At 40.8% G+C, this 24,380-nt stretch carries 22 protein-coding genes, 5 tRNA genes and 1 pseudogene; 23 read left to right on the forward strand and 5 right to left on the reverse strand.

Features of this window, described 5'->3' with window-relative positions:
• Positions 1-8: 8 nt before the first annotated feature.
• The 5 genes from MHH68_RS01015 to murQ are packed head-to-tail and all read right to left on the reverse strand — an operon-like array spanning position 9 to position 6,482.
• Complete coding sequence (locus MHH68_RS01015; protein ID WP_339164727.1) at positions 9-1,928, reverse strand: glycoside hydrolase family 3 protein; 1,920 nt, start codon at positions 1,926-1,928, stop codon at positions 9-11.
• Between the two features lie 13 nt (positions 1,929-1,941).
• Positions 1,942-3,297 carry a penicillin binding protein PBP4B gene (pbp4b, locus tag MHH68_RS01020; protein WP_144463221.1) on the reverse strand — a complete coding sequence of 452 codons (1,356 nt, stop codon included), beginning with the start codon at positions 3,295-3,297 and terminating at the stop codon, positions 1,942-1,944.
• Between the two features lie 19 nt (positions 3,298-3,316).
• Positions 3,317-4,690, reverse strand: a complete 1,374-nt coding sequence (locus MHH68_RS01025) for a PTS transporter subunit EIIC (protein WP_058015147.1) — start codon at positions 4,688-4,690, stop codon at positions 3,317-3,319.
• The gene (locus tag MHH68_RS01030) at positions 4,687-5,556 is read right to left on the reverse strand and encodes a MurR/RpiR family transcriptional regulator (RefSeq protein ID WP_061406532.1); all 870 of its coding nucleotides are present in this window, start codon (positions 5,554-5,556) and stop codon (positions 4,687-4,689) included. The genes MHH68_RS01025 and MHH68_RS01030 overlap by 4 nt, the downstream gene beginning before the upstream one ends.
• A gap of 14 nt (positions 5,557-5,570) precedes the next feature.
• Complete coding sequence (gene murQ / locus MHH68_RS01035) at positions 5,571-6,482, reverse strand: N-acetylmuramic acid 6-phosphate etherase (RefSeq protein WP_339164730.1); 912 nt, start codon at positions 6,480-6,482, stop codon at positions 5,571-5,573.
• A 221-nt stretch (positions 6,483-6,703) separates the two neighbouring features.
• On the opposite strand from murQ, the gene MHH68_RS01040 reads away from it, so the two are divergent.
• The 23 genes and pseudogenes from MHH68_RS01040 to MHH68_RS01150 all read left to right on the forward strand — a co-directional run bounded on the left by MHH68_RS01040 (position 6,704) and on the right by MHH68_RS01150 (position 24,362).
• Positions 6,704-6,778 (forward strand) — tRNA-Glu (locus MHH68_RS01040).
• A 6-nt stretch (positions 6,779-6,784) separates the two neighbouring features.
• A tRNA-Val gene (locus tag MHH68_RS01045) sits at positions 6,785-6,860 on the forward strand.
• A 3-nt stretch (positions 6,861-6,863) separates the two neighbouring features.
• Positions 6,864-6,936 (forward strand) — tRNA-Thr (locus tag MHH68_RS01050).
• Between the two features lie 28 nt (positions 6,937-6,964).
• A tRNA-Tyr gene (locus MHH68_RS01055) sits at positions 6,965-7,049 on the forward strand.
• Between the two features lie 4 nt (positions 7,050-7,053).
• Positions 7,054-7,125, forward strand: a tRNA-Gln gene (locus tag MHH68_RS01060).
• Between the two features lie 137 nt (positions 7,126-7,262).
• Positions 7,263-8,174, forward strand: coding sequence for an arginase (gene rocF / locus MHH68_RS01065; protein ID WP_058015150.1), 912 nt, complete (start codon positions 7,263-7,265; stop codon positions 8,172-8,174).
• Positions 8,175-8,357: 183 nt separating this feature from the next.
• Positions 8,358-8,921 (forward strand): RNA polymerase sigma factor SigW, encoded by a 564-nt coding sequence (gene sigW / locus MHH68_RS01070; RefSeq protein WP_003217112.1) that lies wholly within the window; start codon positions 8,358-8,360, stop codon positions 8,919-8,921.
• A 14-nt stretch (positions 8,922-8,935) separates the two neighbouring features.
• On the forward strand, positions 8,936-9,562 hold the full coding sequence (gene rsiW, locus MHH68_RS01075) for an anti-sigma-W factor RsiW (RefSeq protein WP_044139276.1): 627 nt from the start codon (positions 8,936-8,938) through the stop codon (positions 9,560-9,562).
• Positions 9,563-9,778: 216 nt separating this feature from the next.
• Positions 9,779-10,600, forward strand: coding sequence for a diadenylate cyclase CdaA (gene cdaA / locus MHH68_RS01080; protein WP_008344027.1), 822 nt, complete (start codon positions 9,779-9,781; stop codon positions 10,598-10,600).
• Positions 10,593-12,002: a YbbR-like domain-containing protein gene (locus MHH68_RS01085; RefSeq protein WP_339164734.1), complete on the forward strand. Its 1,410-nt coding sequence runs from the start codon at positions 10,593-10,595 to the stop codon at positions 12,000-12,002. The genes cdaA and MHH68_RS01085 overlap by 8 nt, the downstream gene beginning before the upstream one ends.
• Positions 12,003-12,027: 25 nt before the next feature.
• The gene (gene glmM, locus MHH68_RS01090) at positions 12,028-13,374 is read left to right on the forward strand and encodes a phosphoglucosamine mutase (protein ID WP_061406538.1); all 1,347 of its coding nucleotides are present in this window, start codon (positions 12,028-12,030) and stop codon (positions 13,372-13,374) included.
• Positions 13,375-13,947: 573 nt separating this feature from the next.
• Positions 13,948-15,750 carry a glutamine--fructose-6-phosphate transaminase (isomerizing) gene (gene glmS / locus MHH68_RS01095; RefSeq protein WP_339164736.1) on the forward strand — a complete coding sequence of 601 codons (1,803 nt, stop codon included), beginning with the start codon at positions 13,948-13,950 and terminating at the stop codon, positions 15,748-15,750.
• A 134-nt stretch (positions 15,751-15,884) separates the two neighbouring features.
• Positions 15,885-16,172: a hypothetical protein gene (locus MHH68_RS01100; RefSeq protein WP_339164738.1), complete on the forward strand. Its 288-nt coding sequence runs from the start codon at positions 15,885-15,887 to the stop codon at positions 16,170-16,172.
• A complete protein-coding gene (locus MHH68_RS01105; RefSeq protein ID WP_339164740.1) occupies positions 16,159-16,515 on the forward strand; it encodes a DUF2200 domain-containing protein in 357 nt (118 codons plus the stop codon). The genes MHH68_RS01100 and MHH68_RS01105 overlap by 14 nt, the downstream gene beginning before the upstream one ends.
• Positions 16,516-16,675: 160 nt before the next feature.
• Positions 16,676-16,867 carry a PLD nuclease N-terminal domain-containing protein gene (locus MHH68_RS01110; RefSeq protein ID WP_003217265.1) on the forward strand — a complete coding sequence of 64 codons (192 nt, stop codon included), beginning with the start codon at positions 16,676-16,678 and terminating at the stop codon, positions 16,865-16,867.
• A gap of 14 nt (positions 16,868-16,881) precedes the next feature.
• Positions 16,882-17,799, forward strand: coding sequence for an ABC transporter ATP-binding protein (locus tag MHH68_RS01115; RefSeq protein ID WP_339164742.1), 918 nt, complete (start codon positions 16,882-16,884; stop codon positions 17,797-17,799).
• Positions 17,796-18,560, forward strand: coding sequence for an ABC transporter permease subunit (locus MHH68_RS01120; protein WP_339164744.1), 765 nt, complete (start codon positions 17,796-17,798; stop codon positions 18,558-18,560). Before MHH68_RS01115 ends, MHH68_RS01120 begins: the two co-directional genes overlap by 4 nt.
• 170 nt (positions 18,561-18,730) lie before the next feature.
• On the forward strand, positions 18,731-19,939 hold the full coding sequence (locus tag MHH68_RS01125) for an MFS transporter (RefSeq protein WP_058015157.1): 1,209 nt from the start codon (positions 18,731-18,733) through the stop codon (positions 19,937-19,939).
• Between the two features lie 44 nt (positions 19,940-19,983).
• On the forward strand, positions 19,984-20,172 hold the full coding sequence (locus tag MHH68_RS01130; protein ID WP_058015158.1) for a hypothetical protein: 189 nt from the start codon (positions 19,984-19,986) through the stop codon (positions 20,170-20,172).
• A gap of 65 nt (positions 20,173-20,237) precedes the next feature.
• Positions 20,238-21,515 (forward strand): hypothetical protein, encoded by a 1,278-nt coding sequence (locus MHH68_RS01135; RefSeq protein WP_339164747.1) that lies wholly within the window; start codon positions 20,238-20,240, stop codon positions 21,513-21,515.
• A 32-nt stretch (positions 21,516-21,547) separates the two neighbouring features.
• Positions 21,548-22,057: a GNAT family N-acetyltransferase gene (locus MHH68_RS01140; RefSeq protein ID WP_058015160.1), complete on the forward strand. Its 510-nt coding sequence runs from the start codon at positions 21,548-21,550 to the stop codon at positions 22,055-22,057.
• Positions 22,058-22,350: 293 nt separating this feature from the next.
• A pseudogene (locus MHH68_RS01145) lies at positions 22,351-22,724 on the forward strand (RidA family protein).
• 510 nt (positions 22,725-23,234) lie between these two features.
• Complete coding sequence (locus MHH68_RS01150) at positions 23,235-24,362, forward strand: DUF418 domain-containing protein (RefSeq protein ID WP_216889182.1); 1,128 nt, start codon at positions 23,235-23,237, stop codon at positions 24,360-24,362.
• Positions 24,363-24,380 lie beyond the last annotated feature (18 nt).

Raw genomic sequence — 24,380 nt, forward strand, 5'->3', positions numbered from 1 at the left:
AATCCCTCCTATTTGATCTGTTTCCCTTTCAAGTTAAGTCCATAGCCGAATGGATACAGGATTTGATTTTGATGAGTGACAGATGGGATATCTACGGGTAGTTTGCCTTTAGGTGATGCAGTGCCAAATATGACTTCTAACCCAGCAGGAATATTTGGCTGGTTAAATTGTCCATTTGAGTAGCCTTTAAAACCGTAAACAGCTAGTAAGGCATCCGCCTCCTCAAAATTTGCCGCATCGTAAGGGTTTCTTAGGCTCATGATGACCATTTTTTTGTTTTGTGCTGCAGCTTCTTTCATGACAGCACGCGGGAAAGCAGTCGCCCATTTTTTCGGGTCCTGTACATTGTCATCAATCACACCATCATTCACAGCTGGATCATTTTGGACAACGTAAGAGCCAGTAATCACATATTCAGCACCTTGTATGAGTTTGGCTGTTTCTTTGGTGAAGGTCTTTTCCGCAAAAGCATATGATTGGATACGTACAGGCTTGATCTTTTTTTGTTTGATCAGAGATTCAATTGTGACAGACATAGCTTTTGTCTGATCTTCGTAAGGTGCCATGACCAAGATTTTGTCATTCTTTTTAGGCTTGAAAGGGAGGGTCTTATTGTTGTTTTTAAGCAGGGTGATCCCTTCACGTGCCATTTTTTGTTCTGCGTTCCGGTGCGACTTTTTCCCAACGACTTGAGTAGCTTTTTTGATTTTTTTCTCAAGGGTGATAGGTTTTTTGGAAGAGATGATGCCTCGTTTGATCTTCAATTGAAGGATTTTTTCAACAGATTCGTTGATTTGAGACATCGGAATTTCTTTCTTTACAATTGCCTGTTTTACAGCATTGAACACATTCTCAAGGTTTTTCTCTGTTTTAAGAGAAGTGACTGGTGCTGGCATGAGGGCGATGTCGACGCCAGCCTTAATGGCCATCACTACGGCTTCTTCCTGTCCGAAGTTATCTGCAATCGCTTTCATATTTAGGGCGTCTGTTACGACAACTCCTTGAAAGCCCATCTCTTCTTTTAATAAGTTTGTGATGACTTTTTTTGATAAGGTTGCTGGAACCATGATGTCCTCGCCATCTTTTTTGCTTTTATACGTTGTATTATCAATAGCAGGAAATTGAACATGAGCGGTCATGACCATATCCGCACCAGCGTTGATCGCTTGTTGAAACGGATACAGCTCCACCTTTTTAAGACGATCGAGATCATGTTCTACGAGCGGCAAGCCGTAGTGACTATCGACGGCTGTATCACCATGTCCCGGGAAATGCTTAAGTGTCGAAATGGTCTTTTCCTTTTGAAGTCCCTTCATGGTTTGAAGACCAAGCCTTGTGACAAGAGCAGGATCGGAGCTAAAGGAACGGACACCGATGACGGGGTTGTTTGGGTTATTATTCACATCTAGAACAGGAGAGAAGTTTGTATTGATCCCTAGTGCGTTTAATTCTTTACCGATGATTTTTCCTGTGTCGTATGCGTTTTTCTTGCTTCTTGAGGCACCAATCGACATATTTCCTGGGAAATGTGTTCCCTTTTGTAATCTTGTGACGATTCCACCTTCTTGATCAATTGAAATGAGTAATGGAATCTTTGGTGATGCTTTTTGAAATTCATGGGTGAGTTTGACGGTTTGTTTCGTATCAACGACATTCTCCGCAAATAAGATGACACCGCCCAGATGATATTTTTCTACAAGATGGGATACTTCTTTATTCATCTTTGTTAAGCCTGTAGGTGCGGATTCATCTTTTGTCTGCCAATTACGAAAGTCTGGCATAAGCATTTGACCTATCTTTTCATCCAAAGACATGTTTTGTACCATTTGTTTTGCGGTTGGAAGAGGCGCAGAGCTAACCTTTTCCGTTGGAAGGGAAGAGGTTAGTAGAGCTAAAACCAAAGCAGCGGGGAAAAGTGCTTTTAACATCGAATTCCTCCTTTTACTTAAAAGATTCGTAGATGGCGGTCATGATGCTTCCGTAAGTGCCAGTTGGGAAAAGGTCACCTTCAAATTGATTTGGGTTGGTTTCAGGTGAAACGACAGGCGAATGTTTCTTATTTGTCAGCAAGATGATACCTAGATTATGTTTTGGATCAATCAAAGTCATGGTTCCGGTCCAGCCAGTATGTCCATAGGCTTCGTTACTAGCATATTTTCCAAACATCCATTCCATGTCAGTATGACCGTTTTTACGCCAGCCTAGCCCGTATGTTGGGTTTGTATCAGAAGAGGCTGTAAAGAGATCGATAGAAGCTTGATCAAAGATGGTGGTTTTTCCATAGCCTCCTTTGTTCAGCATGAGCTGGAGCAGCACGGCCATATCGGATATGTTAGAGAAAAGTCCAGCATGACCAGAAATTCCTGCCATTGAGTAATATGCTTTCTCATCGTGGACTTCGCCTAGCAGGGTGTACCTGCGAATGTTTTCAAAATCAATGACACCATCTCGCGAATTACCTAAACGTTCGGTTGCTGCAAAATGCTTCGGTTTGAATCCTTTTTGCAGTGGATTGAACATTGTGTGTTTGAGACCTAGCGGCCGATAGATTGTCGACTCTACATATTGATCAAGAGGCATACCTGTTTTTTTCTCAATGATCATGCCTAACAGCATGTAATCAATGTCACTATAAATGTGCTGGGTGCCTGGTTTGTATTGTAGAGGCACCTTCGGCAGCCATTTCATCGTTGTCTTTCTATCTTGAGAGTAAAAGGTGCCGGCTGCTTCTTTGCTATAAAATAAGACACTGGAAGGGAGTCCGGCAGAATGGGTCAGAAGATCTTTTACACGGAGCTGATCTTTGCCGGTTACCTTTGCATCTGGTTCATCTTTAAAATCTGGCAGGATGGCTTGTATTTTTTCGTTCACATTCAGTTTTTTCTCGTAGACAAGCTTTTGCAGGGCATAGTTGGTCGCATACATTTTGGTATTGGATGCTAAGTCGAACAGAGTATTCTTTTTCATTTTCTTATAGGATTTGAGTTCCGTTGTGCCTTCGTATTTTTGCCTGTAGCCATAGGCTTTTTGATGAACGATTTTTCCGTCTTTGATAATGATGAGTGCAGCTCCTGGAAAACCTGCTTTGATATCGTTTTGAATCATGTGATCAACCTTCCTAAGCTGCCTAGAAGAAAAACCAACTTGTTCCGGTCGTTTTGCCTTTTTTAAGACGGGATATTCTTCAGGTGCTGTTTTAGACAAAGACGATACAGGATGGGAGCTAGTTGCAAATGTTTGTGCTGGTAATCCAAGGAGCATGAGCAGACTTGTTATTAAGAGAAAGTATTTCTTCAAGAGTTAGACCTCCTATTGCTTATTTTTCCTCAAATTCAACAGCCATATCATCATGAAAACCAAATAAGTATGTGAAAATAAATCCAGCGACATAAGCAATGAAGAGTCCGATTAAGTAAAGAAGCATTTGATGTGTGTGAACAATAAAGGTTAATGGAAGACCTGATACACCAATCGCTTTGGTTGCAATTTGGAAGTAGGCTTGAAATGCTCCCCCGATTCCAGCGCCAAGACAAGCGGTGAGAAATGGCCGTCCCAGCGGGAGTGTGACACCGAAAATGAGTGGTTCACCAATGCCGAGCATCCCTGAAGGAAGTCCACCGGCGATAGCTCTTTTGAGTTTTTTCTTTTTTGTTTTCATATAAATGGCGAATGCGGCACCTACCTGTCCTGCACCGCCCATAGCGAGAATCGGCAAAAGCGGGTCATCTCCTATGGAATTGATGAGTTCCATATGAATCGGTGTCAGTCCTTGGTGAAGTCCTGTTACAACAAGTGGAAGGAAGGTCGCACCAAGAACAAATCCAGCGAAGATTCCGCCCATATTTAATAGATAAGTTAATCCTGAGGTAATGGCATCCGATATAAATCCGCCGACTGGCATGAAGACAACGTACGTAAAAATGCCTGTAATAAGTAGTGTGATGGTTGGTGTGACGATGATATCAAGTGATTGCGGGACGAAGCGTCTGATTCTTGTTTCCACAAGTGCCATAAAGATGGCGGCTAGAAGAACACCGATAAGTCCGCCTCTGCCTGGTAGAATATTTGTGCCAAATAGCATAATGTCTGCGGAGGCTGGGTTAATAATGAGGATTCCAGCTAATGCGCCTAATGCAGGAGAGCCCCCAAACTCCTTTGCGGCATTTGTTCCGACTAATATACCGAGATATGCGAACAACCCTGAACCAATAACGGTTAAAATGATCGCCGCTTGAGATTTTTCATCAAGCCAGCCCGCTTGCACGATTGCTTTTGTAATCCCAGTAATAAGACCTGATGCAACAAGTGCTGGAATGATAGGAATAAAAATGCTGGCAATTCGTCGTAAGAACAGCTTGAACGGTGTGCGGTTCTTTTGTGAAATGGCTTGCTTGTTTTTTTGTGCTTCGTTGTTTAAATCATAGGAGCCAGAGGCATTTAGCAGTTGTTCAAATGCACTTGATACTTGGTTGACAACACCAGTACCTAAAATAATTTGCAGCGTTTCTGCCTCGACGACTCCAATGACGCCATCGAGTTCTTTGATTGCATTGATCTGAACTTGTTCATTGTCAATCGGTGTAATTCGGAGACGCGTCATACAATGTGTATGGGAAGAAATGTTTTCAGAACCACCACAGAGAGAAAGAATGTCTTTCGCCAACTGCTGATATTTCGTTTGATGACTCATGTTGAATCCCCCTTTGTTTTTCGTTTCATGGAGCGGATGGCATGTCTTGTTTTGTCAATATATTGCGCTGTCTCTTCATATTGACGGGAAGCTAAGCTGAGGAACAAGACATCAATTAAGTAGAGCTGTGCCATTCTAGAGGAAGTGGCTGCACTGCGAAAAGGTGCTTCATTGGAACCGGACGTCGATAGATGAACGTCACATAAGGCAGAAACGCTTGTTTGACCTGGATGCGTCAAGGCAATGGTTTTCACTTGATTGTCTTTTGCGAGCTGAAGGGCTTGAATGATGTCTAATGTTTCTCCTGAAAAGGATATACCGAACACGATGTCATTCTTTCCTGCATTTGCGATGACCGTTGATGCGATGTGCATGTCAGTGAAGGCAGTCGCTGCATAATTGATTCTGAGAAATTTCTGCTGGGCATCCGCTGCGACGATGCCGGATGCACCGACGCCGATAAAATGGATTTGGTTTGCATGCAGCAGTAATTGAACAGCCTTTTCTAACGCATCTGCATTTAAAATAGAAGCAGTGTCCTTAATCGATTGAATCGAGTTTCCTGCTGTTTTTTGAATAATGGATTGAATCGGTTCATCTTGTTCGATATCACGGTAGCCTTGTTTATCGCTATGCATCAAGTCGCCTGCGATTCGCATTTTTAAATCGTGATAGCCATCCAGCCCGAGAGATTTACAAAGGCGGATGACTGCAGAGCTGCTTGCACCGGCTGCCTGACTGATCTCGTGTACTGTGCTTTTAATGACTTTGTCAGGATGGGCAAGGATATAGTCTGCAATGATTTTTTCAGATTGGGGGAGCTTTGCTTTCATTGTGTGTAGTAGGGTGAGTCCACCTGCTGACATGAGCTCTGCCTCCTTTAGGATTGATGATGTGCGATGGCTTTGTCGATATGACCATTCGTTTTGTTGAGTAAATCCTTGGCTGCTTTCTTGTTTGTGTTTGTTTGGAGCATGACGATGGCAGTTTTGACTTCTAAGTCTGCCGAATCAAGCGTTTTCACGGCTTGTTCGTAGGAAGCGTTTGTCACATGTTGAATGATGGTGATGGCGCGTTCTTTTAATTTATGATTGCTGACTTTTACATCAACCATCAAGTTTTCATATACTTTCCCTTGTCTGATCATGACAGAGGTGGAAAGCATATTTAAAATCATTTTATGAGCGGATGCGGCTTTCATTCGTGTTGACCCTGTGATAGCTTCTGGTCCTACAACGACTTCAATGGCGCAGTCTGCCAGTTCGCTAATTTTTGCCTGTTCATTACAGCTGAGGGCTACTGTTTTTGCGCCGATGGATTTAGCATAGTTTAAAGCGCCAATGATGTAGGGTGTCCTGCCGCTTGCGGCGATACCGACGACTGTATCTTTTGATGTTAGGTGAATGTGTACTAAATCCTGTTTGCCGGCTTCTTCACTGTCTTCCACATCTTCGGCAGCATGTGAAAAAGCAGAGTCTCCGCCTGCCATGATGCCGACAATCACATCAGGTGAGACGCTATAGGTAGGAGGACATTCGACAGCATCCATCACGCCAAGTCTGCCGCTTGTCCCGGCCCCTAAATAAACGAGTCTGCCCCCATTTGAAATGGATTCATAGGCGAAGTCACTTGCTGTTTTGACATGTGGTAGGACACGGTTCACAGCTTGAGCGACCTTCATATCTTCTTCATTGATCATCTGGAGTATTTCAAGCGGATCTGCTTGTGATATTCCCATTGTGTTTGGATTTCTTGATTCTGTTGTCAAAGAACGCAATTGAGATGGCTGCATGCGACATTCCTCCTTATTTCTTCATTTTCAGTATATTCAGTATGATATGAAATTTCAACATTATATTTAAATACTGAAATTATATTTCAAACAAAAAGTGGTGCTAATTGAAGGTAAATAGTTAGAAAATAAAAAAAATAAAAATCCCCTTTACAAAAGGGGGACAACCTGTATATAATAACTTTTGTCAGCTTCACGGAAACAGTCAAACTTGACAAATTGGCCCGTTGGTCAAGCGGTTAAGACACCGCCCTTTCACGGCGGTAACACGGGTTCGAATCCCGTACGGGTCACCATGATGTGGAGGATTAGCTCAGCTGGGAGAGCATCTGCCTTACAAGCAGAGGGTCGGCGGTTCGAGCCCGTCATCCTCCACCATATGCCGGTGTAGCTCAACTGGTAGAGCAACTGACTTGTAATCAGTAGGTTGGGGGTTCAAGTCCTCTTGCCGGCACTGTTTTTTCTTTATCAATTCCATATGTGGAGGGGTAGCGAAGTGGCTAAACGCGGCGGACTGTAAATCCGCTCCCTCCGGGTTCGGCGGTTCGAATCCGCCCCCCTCCACCATTTTTGGGCTATAGCCAAGCGGTAAGGCAACGGACTTTGACTCCGTCATGCGTTGGTTCGAATCCAGCTAGCCCAGTTAAGACACCTTTTTTAAAAAGGTGTCTTTTTTTTATGTTGGCAGGCGGAATGTATAACTATTCAAAATATTGTTGAGTTGAGTCAGAAGGCATCAAGAAAGTAAACTATAAGCATGAACGGAAAGGGGATGTACATATGGGAGATCAAAAGAAGGTCACGATTATCGGGGTGCCGATGGATTTAGGGCAAATGAGAAGGGGCGTCGACATGGGACCGAGTGCGATTCGGTGTGCAGGCGTAAAAGAAAAATTGGAATCGCTTTCATTTGATGTGGAGGATCTCGGAGATATTCCGGTTGAACAAAGAGATGATGAAAAGGGTTTATATACAAGTGAAAAGCTAAAAAATTTAACGGAGAATGCTGGTGCGAATCAGCTGCTCGCTGAGAAGGTTGACAGTATTGTGCAATCAGGTTCATTCCCGCTCATTTTAGGCGGTGATCATAGCATTGCCATTGGCACACTTGCAGGTGTATCCAAGCATTATGAAAACTTAGGTGTCATTTGGTATGATGCACACGGTGATTTAAATACAGAGGAAACCTCTCCTTCTGGAAATATACATGGTATGCCGCTTGCAGTCAGTCTCGGCCTTGGCCATGCTGATTTAACGAACATTGGCGGTTATTCTCCAAAATTGAAGCCTGAGAATGTTGTTTTAATTGGTGCTCGATCCTTAGATGAAGGAGAGCGGGCATTGATAAGAGAGAAAGGCATTAAAGTGTATACGATGCATGAAATAGATCGTTTAGGAATGACAAGGGTCATGGAGGAAGCCATTTCATATTTAAAGGAAAGAACGGATGGTGTCCACCTGTCGCTTGATTTAGATGGATTAGATCCAGCGGAGTGTCCTGGTGTAGGAACTCCTGTGGCGGGCGGCATTAGTTATCGGGAGAGTCATCTTGCTATGGAGCTTTTAGAGGAAGCGGGTATTTTGACTTCCGCTGAATTTGTTGAGGTGAATCCGGTTTTGGATGAAAAAAATAAAACAGCCGAGGCAGCTGTTGCGTTGATTGGTTCGTTAATGGGCGAAAAGCTATTGTAGAGCGGGACTTGTTCCCGTTCTTTTTTGTTTTGGATAAATTTAAGGATATATTAAGGTTTTTACTGGTGGATATGCGTAACACGCTGTCAAAAATTTGTTACACTATTTTTTAGAGGAGAATGAAACCTTTTGGAAAGAGGTTCGTATACATAAAGACCGGTGAAGGCAGAGGTTGAATATACTATGGACACAATGATTAAAAAGAGAATTAAGCAATTGAAAAAAGGCGACCAGAACGCATTTGCAGACATCGTAGACCTGTATAAAGACAAAATTTATCAGCTGTGCTATCGTATGCTTGGGAATGCACACGAAGCAGAGGATATTGCACAGGAGGCGTTTATTCGTGCCTATGTGAATATTGAAAGCTTTGATGTGAATCGTAAGTTTTCTACGTGGCTGTACCGCATTGCAACCAACCTGACCATCGATCGTATTCGCAAAAAAAAGCCGGATTATTATTTAGATGCAGAGGTGGCAGGAACAGAAGGATTGAATATGTATTCTCAAATTGCTGCTGATGGCATTTTGCCAGAGGAAGAGGTGGTGTCTCTTGAATTATCGAGTACCATTCAGCAAAAAATTCTAAGATTACCCGATAAATATCGTTCGGTCATCGTATTAAAGTATATTGATGAACTCTCGTTAAAAGAAATTAGTGAGATTCTAAATATACCAGTTGGTACGGTGAAAACGAGAATACACAGGGGTAGAGAGGCTCTCCGGAAACAGTTGAGAGACCTTTGAGTGAGGTGATTTTGATGAGCTGTCAGGAAAAAATCGTCCTGCTTATGCATCAGTATTTAGACGGGGACATTGAGCCCCAAGACGAAAAAGAATTAAAAAGCCACCTGCAATCGTGTGAGGAGTGCCGTACTCATTTTCAACAAATTGAGAAATCCATCGCGCTTGTGCAGAGTACATCTCATATAGAAGCACCAACTGATTTCACTGCAAAGGTGATGGCAGGTCTTCCAAAGGAAAAAAAGCGTGTGTCGATTCAAAGGTGGATCAAAGCTCATCCGCTGATGGTGGCCGCTGCCCTCTTTCTCATTTTGATGGGAGGCAGTTTGTTTACAAGCTGGAATACCGATCATAATTTCAGTGTGTCGAAGCAGCCGAATCTCGTCGTTGTAAATGATACAGTGACCGTACCTAAAGGGGAAACTGTAAAAGGTGATGTCACTGTCAAAAATGGCAAGCTGATTGTAGAAGGCAAGGTTGATGGAAATGTCACCGTCGTCAATGGGGAACAGCTGACTGCTTCTGCCGGACAAGTCACTGGTCAAATTAATGAAATTAATGAAGTGTTTGATTGGATTTGGTACAAAATGAAATCCACAGCACAAAATGTGATGCGGGTCATTGGACCAGAGGAGCAAAAGTAATCATACGGGTCGAGAGCAGTCTCTTTAGGGACTGCTCTTTTTCTATATAATAGGTCAGAATGTATGCGAACTAGCACGTCAGCCATATATGGCAACTGTTTTCCTTGCTGAAACAAAATGTGATATAATAGCCACGCTATGTATTTACACATAGGCTCTTTTTTTATTAAAAATGCATCAAACGAAGAATAACTGAAAATTCTGGAGGACGAGGAAATGGCTTTAGGGGATATTCCTTTTTTGCAGTACCTCGGTAATGCTGTTGATATTCTCGTTGTTTGGTATGTGATATATAAATTAATGATGGTCATCCGCGGAACAAAAGCGGTTCAGCTTTTAAAGGGAATTGTGGTCATTGTTCTCGTCAGGATGGGAAGTGCGTATCTCGGTCTTAACACACTTCAATGGCTGATGGATCAAGCGATTACGTGGGGATTCCTTGCGATCATTATTATTTTTCAGCCAGAGCTAAGGAGAGCGCTTGAGCAGCTTGGGCGCGGCCGTTTCTTCTCAAGAAGCGGGACACCTGTAGAGGAACAGCAGCAGAAAACGATCGAGGCAATTACAAAAGCAATTAACTATATGGCAAAACGCAGAATCGGCGCGCTGCTGACAATTGAGCGTGATACTGGGATGAATGATTACATAGAGACTGGAATTCCTTTGAATGCAAAGGTGAGTTCAGAGCTGCTCATTAATATTTTCATTCCAAATACACCGCTTCATGACGGTGCTGTCATTATGAAGCGTGATGAAATTGCAGCTGCGGCTTGTTATTTACCGCTCTCAGAAAGTCCTTTTATCTCAAAGGAACTAGGGACGCGTCATAGGGCGGCAGTCGGAATTAGCGAAGTGACAGACAGCTTGACCGTCATCGTTTCTGAGGAGACAGGCGGCATTTCTGTCGCAAGAAATGGTGATCTCCACCGAGAATTGACAGAAGAAGCGCTTGAAGAAATGCTGATTGCTGAATTTAGTAAGAACAGCAAAGATGCTTCCTCGACCAAATGGTATTGGAGGGGCAAGAAAAATGGATAAGATTTTGAATAATCGCTGGGCCGTAAAGCTTCTTGCATTGGTCTTCGCTTTATTGCTGTATGGTGCAGTCAATTCAGCGCAAGCGCCCACGCCGAAAAAAATCGGTGAATCCTTTTTCCCAACATCGACGACAGATGAAGCAACCCTGACTGACATTCCTGTTAAAGCGTATTATGATGATGAGAAGTACGTCGTCACTGGTGTGCCGCAAACAGTTAATGTGACGATTAAAGGGTCAACGAGTGCTGTGAAAACAGCAAGACAAACAAAGAATTTTGAAATATATGCAGATATGCAGAATTTATCCACTGGTACCCATAAAGTGGAGCTGAAGGCAAGAGATGTATCAAAAGGACTCACGCTATCGATCAATCCATCTGTGACGACGGTGACGATACAAGAAAAAACAACAGCAGAATTTCCTGTTGAAACCGAATTTTATAATCAAAATAAAATCAAAGACGGCTATTCACCTGAACAGCCTATTGTGAACCCGAAAAAAGTCACAGTCACTGGTTCTAAGGACGTGATCGACAAAATTTCTGTCATTAAAGCATTTGTGAACCTGGAGGATGTCGATCAGCAAATTGAAAAGGAAGCGAAGCTCACTGTGTATGATAGCAGCGGGAACGAGCTGCCAGTCGAATTGAGTCCGTCTGTGGTGAATATTACAGTTCCCATCTCAAGTCCAAGCAAAAAGGTTCCGTTTAAAATAGAGCGGACTGGCAGTTTGCCGGATGGGATCAGTATCTCAAGTATTGAGACAAGCCCGAGTGAGGTCACAGTGTACGGCTCTCAAAAAGTGCTGGATTCGCTTGATTTTATTGATGGCGTCAAGCTGGACCTAAGCAAGATCAAAGATGATACGGAGATTGATGCCGAGATTCCCCTGCCAGATGGTGTGAAAAAGGTATCGCCCGAAACAGTGAAGATCAAAGTGAAGGTTGCAACAGCGCAAGAAAAAAAGATCGATAATGTACCAATCTCTGTCGTAGGTCTGAGCAAGGATCTCACCTCTGATTTTGTGACCCCATCTTCTGGACGGCTCACATTAACAGCAAAGGGATCAAAGAGTGCGATTGATAAACTAAAGGCTTCAGATGTTGAAGCCTATATCAATGTCGGGGACTTGAACGAAGGAACACATGAGGTCACAGTTCAAGTGAACGGTCCTCAAAATGTGACGTGGACATTATCGAGATCAAAGGTCAAAGTGAAACTGACTTCTACTGAGACAGAAGATCAGCCAGCGTCTACAAATGATCAGAAGAAACCATCTTCTGATGACGGTGATCAGGAAGAGAAGAGTAAAGAAGATACCACGCAAGATAAAGCAAAGAAAGAATCAAGTCAAAGACAGCGGATCAAAGAAGATAAAAAAGAGGACGAAGCGTCCTCTTGAATGGTAAAAAAGGAGCGATTGAAACATGGGCAAGTACTTTGGAACTGATGGTGTAAGGGGTGTGGCGAATAGCGAATTAACGCCAGAGCTCGCATTTAAAATTGGGAGATTTGGCGGCTATGTGCTCACGAAGGATAAAGAACGTCCAAAGGTACTCGTTGGGCGAGACACACGTGTATCCGGTCATATGCTAGAAGGAGCGCTCGTTGCAGGCTTACTTTCAATTGGGGCTGAAGTGATGCGTTTAGGTGTGATCTCAACACCTGGCGTGTCTTATTTAACGAAAGCGATGGATGCAGAAGCGGGTGTCATGATTTCTGCTTCTCACAACCCAGTTCAAGACAACGGGATTAAATTCTTTGGCGGTGACGGCTTTAAGCTGTCTGATGAACAGGAGAATGAAATCGAGCAGCTGATGGATCAGCCGGTCGATCAATTGCCACGCCCGGTTGGAGCGGATCTTGGAACGGTGAATGACTACTTTGAAGGCGGTCAGAAATACTTGCAATTCTTGAAGCAGACAGCAGACGAGGATTTCACAGGTATTCACGTAGCGCTTGACTGTGCACATGGTGCAACCTCTTCTCTAGCGACACATTTATTTGCGGATTTAGATGCGGATGTGTCCACAATGGGAACATCACCAAACGGATTGAATATCAATGATGGTGTAGGCTCAACTCATCCAGAGGCGCTTTCTGCTTTTGTAAGGGAGAAGGGTGCAGATATTGGTCTTGCATTTGATGGTGACGGCGACCGTTTAATTGCGGTCGATGAAAAAGGTGATATTGTAGACGGCGATCAAATTATGTACATATGTGCACGTTATTTGAAGGGCGAAGGCCGATTAAAGGATGACACTGTCGTTTCCACGGTCATGAGTAACCTAGGTTTCTATAAAGCGCTCGAGAAACAAGGCATTAAGAGCATCCAAACCGCTGTTGGTGACCGTTATGTGGTTGAAGCGATGAAAAAGGATGGGTATAATGTCGGTGGTGAGCAATCAGGCCACTTGATTTTCCTTGATTACAATACGACAGGTGATGGCATGCTTTCTGCGATCATGCTTGTCAATACACTCAAAGCAACAGGAAAAACATTGTCAGAGCTAGCAGCTGAAATGGAGAAATTCCCGCAGCTTCTAGTGAATGTGAAAGTGTCTGATAAATATAAAGTAGAAGAAAATGAAAAAGTAAAAGCAGTGATTCAAGAGGTTGAAAAAGAGATGAACGGTGACGGCCGTATTCTTGTTCGTCCATCTGGAACAGAGCCGCTTGTACGTGTCATGGCAGAGGCGAAAACAAAAGAGCTATGTGATGAATATGTGACTAGAATTACCGCTGTTGTGAAGGAAGAAATGGGTATTGAGTAATAGATAGCAAAGCAAATCGCTAGCAGCGGTTTGCTTTTTTTTCGAATAAACGTCATAAATGGATGGATTTGTACGAATCTTATACGCGAGGGCAATTTACTGTTGTCTTCATACATAAGAGAGCACATCAAAGGTAGAACGAGACAAGCCTCATCGCATATAGTGTATGGAGGTCTTACTTTCTTGAAAGGGATCACCCGCTACATTGTGATTGACGGAGGTCAGACCTTATAGTACAATCATCCTTGTGTTACTGGATTTTTATTCTATCAGGAAAGGCAGGGTAGATGTTCAGAAACTCTCTTATAATTATAGCGCCCGAACTAAGCGATCGGACGAAAGATGCTTAGTTGACGAGGATGGAGGTTATCGAATTTTCGGCGGATGCCTCCCGGCTGATCAAAAAAGAGATCACAGCCGTAAGTGTTTCTTTAAAGCAAAGAGGTGACTCTTTGTACAAAGGGAATACACATGATCTCCCAAATTAAACATGTAGAGAGGGACGAAGAAATGTCCCTTCTATTGTAGTAGGCTTTCTTTGTCCCTTTTACATGATCGGGAGGAAGAATATTTATGTGTGGAATCGTAGGTTATATTGGTCAGAATGATGCGAAGGAAATCTTATTAAAGGGTTTAGAGAAGCTTGAGTACCGCGGGTATGACTCAGCAGGTATCGCTGTGGCAAACGAAGAAGGCGTGCATGTGTTCAAAGAAAAAGGACGTATCGCTGAGCTTCGTGAAGTTGTTGATGCAAACGTAGCATCTTCAGCTGGAATCGGACATACACGCTGGGCAACACACGGTGTACCAAGCCATCTAAATGCGCATCCGCATCAAAGTGCTTCTGGCCGTTTTACGCTTGTTCATAACGGTGTCATCGAGAACTATGTACAATTGACACGCGAATATTTACAAGACGTCACACTAAAAAGCGACACAGATACAGAGGTTGTTGTTCAAGTCATCGAACAATTTGTGAACAGAGGTCTTGATACAGAGGAAGCTTTCCGTCAAACGCTTCTTCAACTAAAAGGCTCTTACGCAATTGCTCTTTTCGATAACGAAAACAAAGAAACAATCTATGTGGCGAAAAACAAAAGCCCATTATTGGTTGGTTTCGGAGAAGATTTCAACGTTGTCGCTTCTGACGCAATGGCGATGCTTCAAGTAACAAACGAATATGCGGAATTAATGGATAAAGAAATGGTCATTGTCACAAAAGACGAGGTTATCATCAAAAACCTTGACGGTGATATCATGACACGTCCTTCTTATATCGCTGAGCTAGATGCAAGCGACATCGAGAAAGGCACATATCCTCACTACATGTTAAAAGAAACGGATGAGCAGCCGCTTGTCATGCGCAAAATCATCCAAGAATATCAAGACGAAAACGGCAAGCTGTCAGTCGCTGGCGATATCGCAAGCGCAGTAGCAGAAGCAGACCGCATTTACATCGTGGCTTGTGGAACGAGCTACCATGCAGGACTTGTTGGTAAACAATATATTGAAGACTGGGCAAAAGTACCTGTAGAAGTCCATGTAGCAAGTGAATTCTCTTACAACATGCCGCTTCTATCGAAAAAGCCGTTGTTCATCTTCCTTTCTCAATCTGGGGAGACTGCGGACAGCCGTGCTGTACTTGTTCAAGTCAAAGAGCTTGGTCATAAAGCATTAACGATCACAAACGTACCAGGATCTACGCTTTCTCGTGAAGCGGACTTCACATTGCTTCTTCATGCAGGACCAGAAATCGCAGTGGCTTCAACAAAAGCCTACACAGCGCAAATCGCTGTTCTTGCGATCCTTGCATCCGTTGCAGCTGAATTAAATGGTCAATCTCTTGACTTTAATCTTGTGAACGAGCTTGGGATTGTGGCAAATGCAATGGAAGCCCTTGTCGATCAAAAGGATGAAATGGAACAAATCGCTCGTGACTTCTTCACAGTGACACGTAACGCATTCTTTATCGGAAGAGGACTTGATTACTATGTGTGCCTTGAAGGCTCACTAAAACTAAAAGAGATCTCTTACATCCAAGCAGAAGGATTTGCTGGCGGAGAACTCAAACACGGCACAATTGCTTTAATTGAAGAAGGCACACCGGTCATTGCCCTTGCAACACAAGAGCACGTGAACCTCAGCATTCGCGGGAACGTCAAAGAAGTCGTTGCACGTGGTGCAAACCCATGTGTCATCTCACTAAAAGGCCTAGAAGACGAAGGCGACCGTTTCGTCCTTCCAGCTGTACATCCAGCACTTGCACCACTTGCATCTGTTGTTCCATTACAGCTAATCGCTTACTACGCAGCCCTTCACCGCGGGTGTGATGTGGATAAACCACGTAACCTTGCGAAGAGTGTGACGGTGGAGTAGGTTTTAAATAAAATCTGATTTTTTAAACCCCTTTAGATATAATTATCTAAAGGGGTTTTTTTGTGTCTAAAGAACTAAATGAAATGAAAGATAGATTCGATAAGATCTTACATGTTCAAGGGAGCAGAATCGTTATGAGTGAATATTTAAAAAAGGAGAAACGGGGAATTGTTTTTTTCTTCATCGTTTATATTGCATTGTTTATAAGCTCTTATTTGTTGATTGGCGGGCCTGCTACCGTGGAAGGACCGATTTGTGTATTTCTAGGATTCTGTTTCGTTCAATTTCATAAATATAGAGCCTTCAAAAAAGATGCAGGTAATAAAAAGGGAATAGGCATACTAAGAGAGCAGCATATAGAGAAGGCCATACAGCTTGAATATTTTAAAAAGAAAGCGAGAAAAACACATGACCAAACCTAAAATCTATACAATGAGCTTTGCAAAAGTCTATCCTCTCTATATCGCAAAGGCAGAGAGAAAAGGACGAACAAAGGCTGAAGTCGATACGATTATTTGTTGGTTAACAGGGTACAGTCCGGAAGAGCTGGAGGAACGGGTGGATCAACAGATAGATGTTGAAAACTTCTTTGCGGAGGCTCCTGAGCTTCATCCTTCTCGCAGTTTAATCAAAGGAGTCATTTGTGGTGTTCGAGTAGAAGACATTGAGGAAGAAACCATGAAAAATATTCGGTATCTAGATAAGCTGATTGATGAGTTAGCGAAAGGAAAGACGATGGAAAAAATTTTGCGAGGTTCATCATGACCATCACAAGCAAGCCCAGTGAATAACCTTCACTGGGCTTTTTTATATTTATAGACCATTCGACCAATAAAAATAAAATCCATTTGAACGAATTCCCTCTTGATGTCGTCAAAAGAAGTGATATCAAAAACAAATTGGCGTTTGAAAAGGGAGTGGCGTGATGGACATGAAGATGATTTTACCTCTCATTTTGCTGCAAGCCATTTTAATGGTGATTGGATTGTTTGATTTGCTGAAAAGAGATCCATCGAGAATCAGGGGAGAAGTGAAGTGGGTTTGGGCTTTGGTGATTGTGTTTGTGGCGAGTGCCGGTCCTATTGCGTATTTCATTTTTGGCCGTAAACAATCTTAAAAGGGGGGATTCGCTTGAATATGTTGGAGTGTCACGGGCTGACGAAATCGTATGGACGGCATGAAGTGTTAAAAGATGTCTCGTTTTCTGTTGGGGATGTTGGATGTGTTGGCTTTTTAGGAGCCAATGGAGCGGGGAAGACAACGACGATCCGGATCTTGACGGGGCTTGCTCGTCCTACGACTGGTGTCGTAAAGGTGGCGGGTATGGATGTGACAAAGGAAATGGATGACATCAGTCATGTGATTGGATATTGTCCGCAGCAGCCTGCATTTTATCAAGATATGACGGGGCAGGAGTGGATGCATTGGGTTGGCGGGTTATTTCATTTAGAGAAAAACATCATTCGTTCCAAAACAGAGGAGCTTTTGAAGCTTTGCCGTGTGTATGAGGCGAAGGATCGCGTTATTGGCAGCTATAGTGGAGGCATGAAGCAGAGACTTGCCATTGCGCAGGCACTGATCAACAGCCCAAAAGTCCTCATCCTAGATGAACCTGTGTCGGCACTTGATCCCATGGGGAGAAAAGACGTCCTGACGTTGATTGAGCGTTTAAAGCATGAGATGCTGATCTTTATGTCGACCCATATTTTAGATGACATTGAACGAGTGGCCGATCATATTATCATGATCAACAGCGGCAAAATTGAGATGTCCTCTTCGATGAAACAGATCAAAGAAGACTATATCCAGCCAGTGATTGAATTTCAATTAGAACAACAGAATACGAAATTAGTGGCTTTGTTAAAAGAACGGGATTGGGTGGAGGATTGCATTGAGACAGGGGACGGTTATCAGGTGCGAGTGAGCAATCAACAAAGGGCATTGAAGGAGCTGCCTCGTCTCATCGCTGAAGCTGGTGGTGTTCTCCTCCATTATCGCCTATCTAAGCTGACGCTTGAAGATATTTTCATGAAGGTTGTGACGGCATGATGATGTTGAAAAAGGAATTTAGGGAGTTATTCACTAGTTATAAAATGTTGTTTGTACCAATCATTTTTACGATTTTAATGATCACACAACCTATTACACTCAAAATGCTGCCAGATCTATTGTCGAAATCAGCGAATTTACCTGAAGGCTCCACATTTTATATACCAGAGCCTAGCGCTGGTGAGGCTTTAGCGAGTGCATTGAGTAAATTTGATTCACTCGGCGTGTTCATCCTGATTATGATCGTGATGGGGACGATCGCTGGAGAGCGTGCCTCTGGGGTGACGGCGATGATTATGGTGAAACCGATCAGTCGAATGAGTTATTATGCCTCAAAAATATGTGCCTATGCCTGTTTAACTTTGTTTAGTTTGGTAGTGGCAGTGCTTGCCTCCGTTTACTATGTGGACATCCAATTTGGGCATGTGGATTGGGTCAATGTGTTAAAAGGAACACTTCTTTATTATCCAAATTTATTGCTGATTGTGGTATCGACCATTTGTGCTTCGGCGTTCTTTCAACGTTCTGTCACAGCTGGCGGTGTGTCGCTTTTGATCAACCTTATTTTATTTACCGTTCCTTCATTTTATGAGGATACATTAGGGAAGTTTGCACCGAAAGGCGTCACAAGTGCGGCTGAGGAGATGATTCATAGAGGGACTTATTCGGATCAGGCACTTACAAGCTTTCTAGGTGTATCGGTATTGATTGGTTTCTTTTTTCTCATTGGATGGTTTCTTTTTAGAAGACAAGAATTATAGAATTAATGGGGAAAATATCGAAGTGGAGTATATCTTAAAAAAGAATAGTAAATTATTGTTTTAGTACATTTTACCTAAAAATCAAAAAATAAACAATAAAGGTTTACAACCTATTTATTGTAAATTATAATTTTGTTTATCAGATTATTTCGATTTTTAAGGAGTTTGTAATGCTAAAAAAAAACCCGCTTATCATTATAATTGCTACATTTTTCAGTTTTGTTGGTAATGGCATGCATTTTATAGCTATATCATGGCTTGTTTATGATATTACTGAAAATCCATTATATGTTAGTGTTCTTGTGGCATTGTCCGTTATCCCTGGTATTTTCACATCTTTTTTTGCAGGTACAATTTCAGACAAATTCAATAGAAAGAAAATAATGTTATATATGGACATTTTCAGGGGGATTATTGTTTTTATACTTTTCACTATTAACTATTTTTCAAAAGTGGAAATTTGGCATTTATTCATAGCTACAATTTTAATCACTGCAGCGAGCAATTTCTTCTTTCCCGCATTAAAAGGGATATTAAAAGAAGCTATTCCTGAAGATGACTTTCTGAGAGTTGTTACAGCTAATTCTACTGCACTTCAAATGGGGACTATTTTGGGTGCAGGCTTATCTGGTTTTTTAATCTCAATATACTCCCCATATACTGTATTCTTTATTGACGCTTTAACTTTCTTTTTATCAGCTATTTTAATTTCGTTTATACAATTACAAAGAGATACCCTCTCTATAATGGGAAAAGAAAATGAAAGAATTGATTTTATCAAAGATTTCAAAATAGGCATTCACTATTTAATTTCAAAAAAAACTTTAATGTTTTTATATTTAATGGGCTTTCTACCAAAAGTTATTTTTGATGTAATTAACTCTCTGTTAAGTGATTATACTGTTAAAGATTTAGATTTAGGAGCAAAAGAGTATGGTCTTTTAGATGCAACTTTTGCACTAGGAAGCGTTTTGATAGGGATATATGTAGTTACTTTTATTAAAAAAGATAAAGTGGAAAATATTATTTATAACTATTCTTTTCTGGGTATTGGATTGAGTTTATTTATTATAGGTTTTTCATTAAACTTCTACATGAGTCTAGTAGGTCTATTTTTGTTGGGGGTTACTACCATGTTTGAGGCGGTATCTAGAAGAACCTTAATTATGAAAAATATTGATAAAGACTTAATTGGGCGTGTAGAAAGTTTTTACTGGATAATAATTTCAACTCTAACTCCATTATTCGCTGTGTTTTCTGGTTACTTTGCTAAATATATTGGAACTTCAAATATACTATCTGTACTCGGAATGTTGTCTATAATATTATTTTTAACTGCATTTAAGGGAGGAAAGAAAAATTTCCTTAAATTAGAATGATGTGAAGTTAAATAATTTGTTTTTAATTAAAGGAGGTGAATATAATGGGGAATTTTGCACATGTTGAAATACGTGATTTTTCTGATGCAGAATCTGTAATTACACCTGTAATTCAGGTATCTAAAAACGAAAAAGCACCAACGTTAGATCAAATGATTGATAATATCGATGAATTATTTGAACATCAAAAATTCTATGCGCGATGCACGTGTGATGTTAATGCACATCTCTAATCAAAGTTTTTAATTTGGAATAGGGAGCTTATGGCTCCCTTTTATAATTTATGGAGGCAATGATAATGAAAAAAACAGCAGATTATAAAAAGAATTCAAATAAAATTCTTTTGACAGATCGTTTAGATAGGAAATTTTATATAGAAGCCAAGCCAAACGAATTATTTTCATCTATACTAAATAGAAATCATATTCCTTTGGATGCCGTGATAGTTAGAAGAAATGGAGAAGTGATTGATGATTGGCTTATGAGGTATTCTCCTAAAGATAATTATATAATTGAGATGGTAAGAGCTTATCATCTACCTGATTTTTTATCTTTATTAAGGTTGTGGGATACAAATATATATCAACAACCGATAAAAGCTGATGATCATGCCTACTATACAAGGCGACATTTTTTACACGATAGTCAAAATGGTGATTATAAATCTACGCAGTCGACGTTTAATAAGCGAGATTTTGTAGCATATATAGAGAATCTTTTTGCAGATGGTGTTAAGAGGGAAACATTAATTGATGAAAACGAGCATATTTCTTTGGCGATATCTGGGGGCAGAGATAGCCTTGCATTAGGGTATCTTTTAAATAATACCAGAGAATCTCTACCTGGTTTTTCAGTTTCATCAATACATGTAAGTACTTTCTCAAAAGAAAAAGAAACAAGTTTTGCAGCTGAAATAGCTCAAAAATTTGGATATTCACATAGAAATATTTCAGAAAATGAGGTTAGAAATATTTTTAATTTTAAAATACCAACATATGAGGTTATGGAAAAAGTAAAGTATGATTATAATAAGGCTTATTCAATTGGAACAGCACATGCAATTATGCGAGGAGTAGTCGAGTACTATTCAAAAGTAAACGGGATTAATAAAATTGCTTTTGGGTTAATGTGTGAGGATATAGTAACTTCAATATTGAAATCTAAGTTTATAGGATCACCTTTCCTAGGACCTTTTAAAAGGAAATGGGGCGAATTCGAATTAATTTATCCTCTATGGTCAATTACAAAAAAGGAACTTACTTTATATTTGGAGGCTATAGTTCCAGAACACAACACTCAAGGAAGCCCAACACAATTTGATCGGGGAGCCCTAGATAGAGATATCTACTATTTATTAGCTGATACTTTAACAACTATTTTCCCAGGTTCTGCTTATCAATTGTTTAAAGGTCATCAGAAAGAAACTGAATATCATAATATCTCATTGGATTATAAAAAGTGTGAAAACTGTCACAGTACTTTCAATGATTCATATAAAGTTGATTCTAATATGCACATTGCTGATAGTTTATGTGATTTGTGTAGATTATTAGAAAAAATGAATTTAATTAAATAAATTATTCATAAATATAAAGGAGAATTGTAAAAATGTTTAGGATAGAAATTGAAAGTGATTTATCACTCAAAATTTTAATATACAAAGATGCTCCTTTTCTAAATATATTAATTGAAAATAATAAAGAACATCTTGGTAAATGGTTGCCTTGGGTTTATTCCAATAATCAAATTTCTCACACAGAAAACTTTATAAAAAAAGCAAATGAATTATTCATGACAAACAATGGATTTGAAGTTGGGATTATGATCAATGATGAACTTGTGGGAGTTTTTAGACTTACTCTAAAAGGAAATATAGGAAATATAGGATATTGGATTTGTGAAGAATATGAAGGGAAAGGATTTATTAGTAAAGTAGTTAATTATATAATATCATTAAATTATTATGAACTAAAAACTTATGAAATCATATGTCCAGAGAATAATTTTAGAAGCAGAAAAGTAGCGGAACAGAATGGGTTCACATTAGATTCTGATAATGTACAAACACATAATTCATTTGGTTATCACCTAGTTAGATATAAAATGAATGTTCAGTAAAAATTTGTGAAAGAAAACGTAAAAAATAAGCATTGCTGTATTCTCTTAGATATCATGCAAATGAAAATAAATCTTTGTAGTATTATACGGGACAGTTGCCAATAGCCAGTTCTTGTCTGCTATCCTACGTGATGGGACAGCTTAAGTCATGTTTATCCATTCCAACTGGTCACGTCTTTTCTTTTTGAAACGCCTTATTTATTTGAGTTCACTAGAAGCACGTCAATCTGAGCAGGAAAATAAATTTTGATATGAAGGATATAAATTGATTGTATTTGAAAAGAGGTTTATCAGTGCGAACATCACGTAATCCTGAGACGGTTCATCCCCAAGTTGTAACCTATATTCATCAGATATAGAAACAACAGGACCACAGCGGTAGTTAACTCTATCAGGTCAAGTAGGGATGGAGGCGAATGGAACAATTCCAGAGAGTCCATTAGAGTAGCTCGAATTAGCGTTAGAGAATGTGAAACGAAACGTAGAAGCGGCAGATATGACGGTGGAGGGCATCACGAAACTAGTATTTTATCTCGTAGGAGTGTTCGATGCGGAGAGCAGACAACGAATCATGGGGCAGTTTTTAGGCGATCATCTGCCTTGTATGACGATGATTTATGTGGTGGTATTGGCTTCACCTGCTTTAAAGGTCGAGGTAGATGCGTGAGCTTGTCGGGAGTTTTAATTGGTAAAAGATTGGGTGGTTGATGCTCAATCTTTTTTGTTTTGTGAGGTTTTAAGGGTTCTTGTCAGGGTGGATATCGATCCGATCTCATTACATTTACATGTCATCGTAAAAAACATTCAATAGTTAGTAAGTATCAGGGAGGAGAGCGTGTAGTTCTTATCAAATAAAGGATTAAAAAGAAACGCCATTTCTTTCGAAGGTGTGGGGGCTGTTTTGCTAATTCTCATGATGCTGAAATGACTGCCGATTTCTGCAGACTGGGAGTTGCCTTTGATTTTGTTTGGATTGGGGATTTTGTTTTATGTGAAACGTGTGCTTTGGAAGGGAGAAAAGAGTCATCATTCATAAGTATGATACCTAGGATGTATATTCTAGGTTTTTTTATTAAATTTACCTTAAAACGTATGTTTTTACATGGGTGTAGAGACCAATTTTTTGAAAGTGTGGTAGGATATATATGCTTTTATATTATTCGGAGGAGCTGTCGTGTTGAAGGGATCTAGGGTTGAGTTAATTGATAGTTTGCGTGGTTTTAGTTTATTAGGTATTTTGATCGTGAATATGCTTAATTTTCAATATGATTATGATTTTGAGAAAATGTTTGATTCGAGCTTTTGGGGGCAGGAATTTGGCGTTTATGTAACGGAAATTTTGTTCCAGGGGTCGTTTTATCCGATTTTCTCCTTTTTGTTTGGGTATTCTTTTATCAAACTGATTGAATCCACTAAGGCCAAGGGGCTGAATACGAATGCTATTGTCGTTCGCCGCGGCTTTGGTCTTATTGTGCTTGGGATGCTGCATTACATATTTATTTGGAATGGTGACATTCTCATGTATTACGGTGCATGTATGTTTTTCTTGCTGATGTTTTTAAGCAGCCGGATCAAAACGATGCTGATTTGGTCAGGGGTGTTAGGTGCCTTGTCATTGGTGGTTTTACCATATCTGATGACCTTTGTTTATGGAAATGATGATTTGTTAACTGATGTGTATGCGAAGGGTGCATACGGTGATATTTTGTTGAGCCGGATTACGATTGAAGACGATATGATGATTGTGACCATTATTATGGCGATCGTGACCATTACGCTGATGCCAATCCTAGGTTTTCTATTCGGTACGATCATGGTGGGTCCATTTGCACTGCTTGGCATGGCCATTGGGAAAAAAGGTCATTTGACAGAAGAAGATCGAGGCATGGCTTATCGTAAAGGCTGGGTTGGGATGATTATCATCGGGCTCGCCTTAAAATGTGCGACGTTCATTGATGCCCCTTGGAGTGAAATGGTGATGACGTTAGGTGCCTATGTGCTGGCGATCGGTTATATTCAAGCCTTTATTGTGTTTTACTATTCAAAGGCAGCCCAAGGCCTCAAACGTCTACTTGCAGGGCTTGGCCGTTTGTCCCTATCAAATTATTTGGCGCAGTCGATCATTTGTACAACGATTTTCTATTCTTATGGACTTGGTCTATTTGGACAGATGGGGTCAATGTTTGGACTGCTGCTCGCTGTCGGACTTTACACAGCACAGCTGTTCATCAGTTATCTCTATTTGAAAAAATGGAGAAGAGGTCCGGTGGAGTGGATGATGGGAAAATGGGTGTATTGGAGATAAATTTTTTGGGGAAAGCCG

Source organism: Bacillus sp. FSL K6-2841 (assembly GCF_037976435.1).
Taxonomy (GTDB): Bacteria; Bacillota; Bacilli; order Bacillales; family Bacillaceae; genus Bacillus; species Bacillus pumilus.

What these genes read in the sequence shown, in the direction of transcription:
- MHH68_RS01015 (WP_339164727.1), bottom strand. Translation starts at nt 1,928, where the DNA reads ATGTTAAAAGCACTTTTCCCCGCTGCTTTGGTTTTAGCTCTACTAACC.
- MHH68_RS01025 (WP_058015147.1), bottom strand. Translation starts at nt 4,690, where the DNA reads ATGAGTCATCAAACGAAATATCAGCAGTTGGCGAAAGACATTCTTTCT.
- MHH68_RS01030 (WP_061406532.1), bottom strand. Translation starts at nt 5,556, where the DNA reads ATGTCAGCAGGTGGACTCACCCTACTACACACAATGAAAGCAAAGCTC.
- murQ (WP_339164730.1), bottom strand. Translation starts at nt 6,482, where the DNA reads ATGCAGCCATCTCAATTGCGTTCTTTGACAACAGAATCAAGAAATCCA.
- rocF (WP_058015150.1), top strand. Translation starts at nt 7,263, where the DNA reads ATGGGAGATCAAAAGAAGGTCACGATTATCGGGGTGCCGATGGATTTA.
- sigW (WP_003217112.1), top strand. Translation starts at nt 8,358, where the DNA reads ATGGACACAATGATTAAAAAGAGAATTAAGCAATTGAAAAAAGGCGAC.
- rsiW (WP_044139276.1), top strand. Translation starts at nt 8,936, where the DNA reads ATGAGCTGTCAGGAAAAAATCGTCCTGCTTATGCATCAGTATTTAGAC.
- cdaA (WP_008344027.1), top strand. Translation starts at nt 9,779, where the DNA reads ATGGCTTTAGGGGATATTCCTTTTTTGCAGTACCTCGGTAATGCTGTT.
- MHH68_RS01085 (WP_339164734.1), top strand. Translation starts at nt 10,593, where the DNA reads ATGGATAAGATTTTGAATAATCGCTGGGCCGTAAAGCTTCTTGCATTG.
- glmM (WP_061406538.1), top strand. Translation starts at nt 12,028, where the DNA reads ATGGGCAAGTACTTTGGAACTGATGGTGTAAGGGGTGTGGCGAATAGC.
- glmS (WP_339164736.1), top strand. Translation starts at nt 13,948, where the DNA reads ATGTGTGGAATCGTAGGTTATATTGGTCAGAATGATGCGAAGGAAATC.
- MHH68_RS01100 (WP_339164738.1), top strand. Translation starts at nt 15,885, where the DNA reads ATGAGTGAATATTTAAAAAAGGAGAAACGGGGAATTGTTTTTTTCTTC.
- MHH68_RS01105 (WP_339164740.1), top strand. Translation starts at nt 16,159, where the DNA reads ATGACCAAACCTAAAATCTATACAATGAGCTTTGCAAAAGTCTATCCT.
- MHH68_RS01110 (WP_003217265.1), top strand. Translation starts at nt 16,676, where the DNA reads ATGGACATGAAGATGATTTTACCTCTCATTTTGCTGCAAGCCATTTTA.
- MHH68_RS01120 (WP_339164744.1), top strand. Translation starts at nt 17,796, where the DNA reads ATGATGATGTTGAAAAAGGAATTTAGGGAGTTATTCACTAGTTATAAA.
- MHH68_RS01125 (WP_058015157.1), top strand. Translation starts at nt 18,731, where the DNA reads ATGCTAAAAAAAAACCCGCTTATCATTATAATTGCTACATTTTTCAGT.
- MHH68_RS01130 (WP_058015158.1), top strand. Translation starts at nt 19,984, where the DNA reads ATGGGGAATTTTGCACATGTTGAAATACGTGATTTTTCTGATGCAGAA.
- MHH68_RS01135 (WP_339164747.1), top strand. Translation starts at nt 20,238, where the DNA reads ATGAAAAAAACAGCAGATTATAAAAAGAATTCAAATAAAATTCTTTTG.
- MHH68_RS01140 (WP_058015160.1), top strand. Translation starts at nt 21,548, where the DNA reads ATGTTTAGGATAGAAATTGAAAGTGATTTATCACTCAAAATTTTAATA.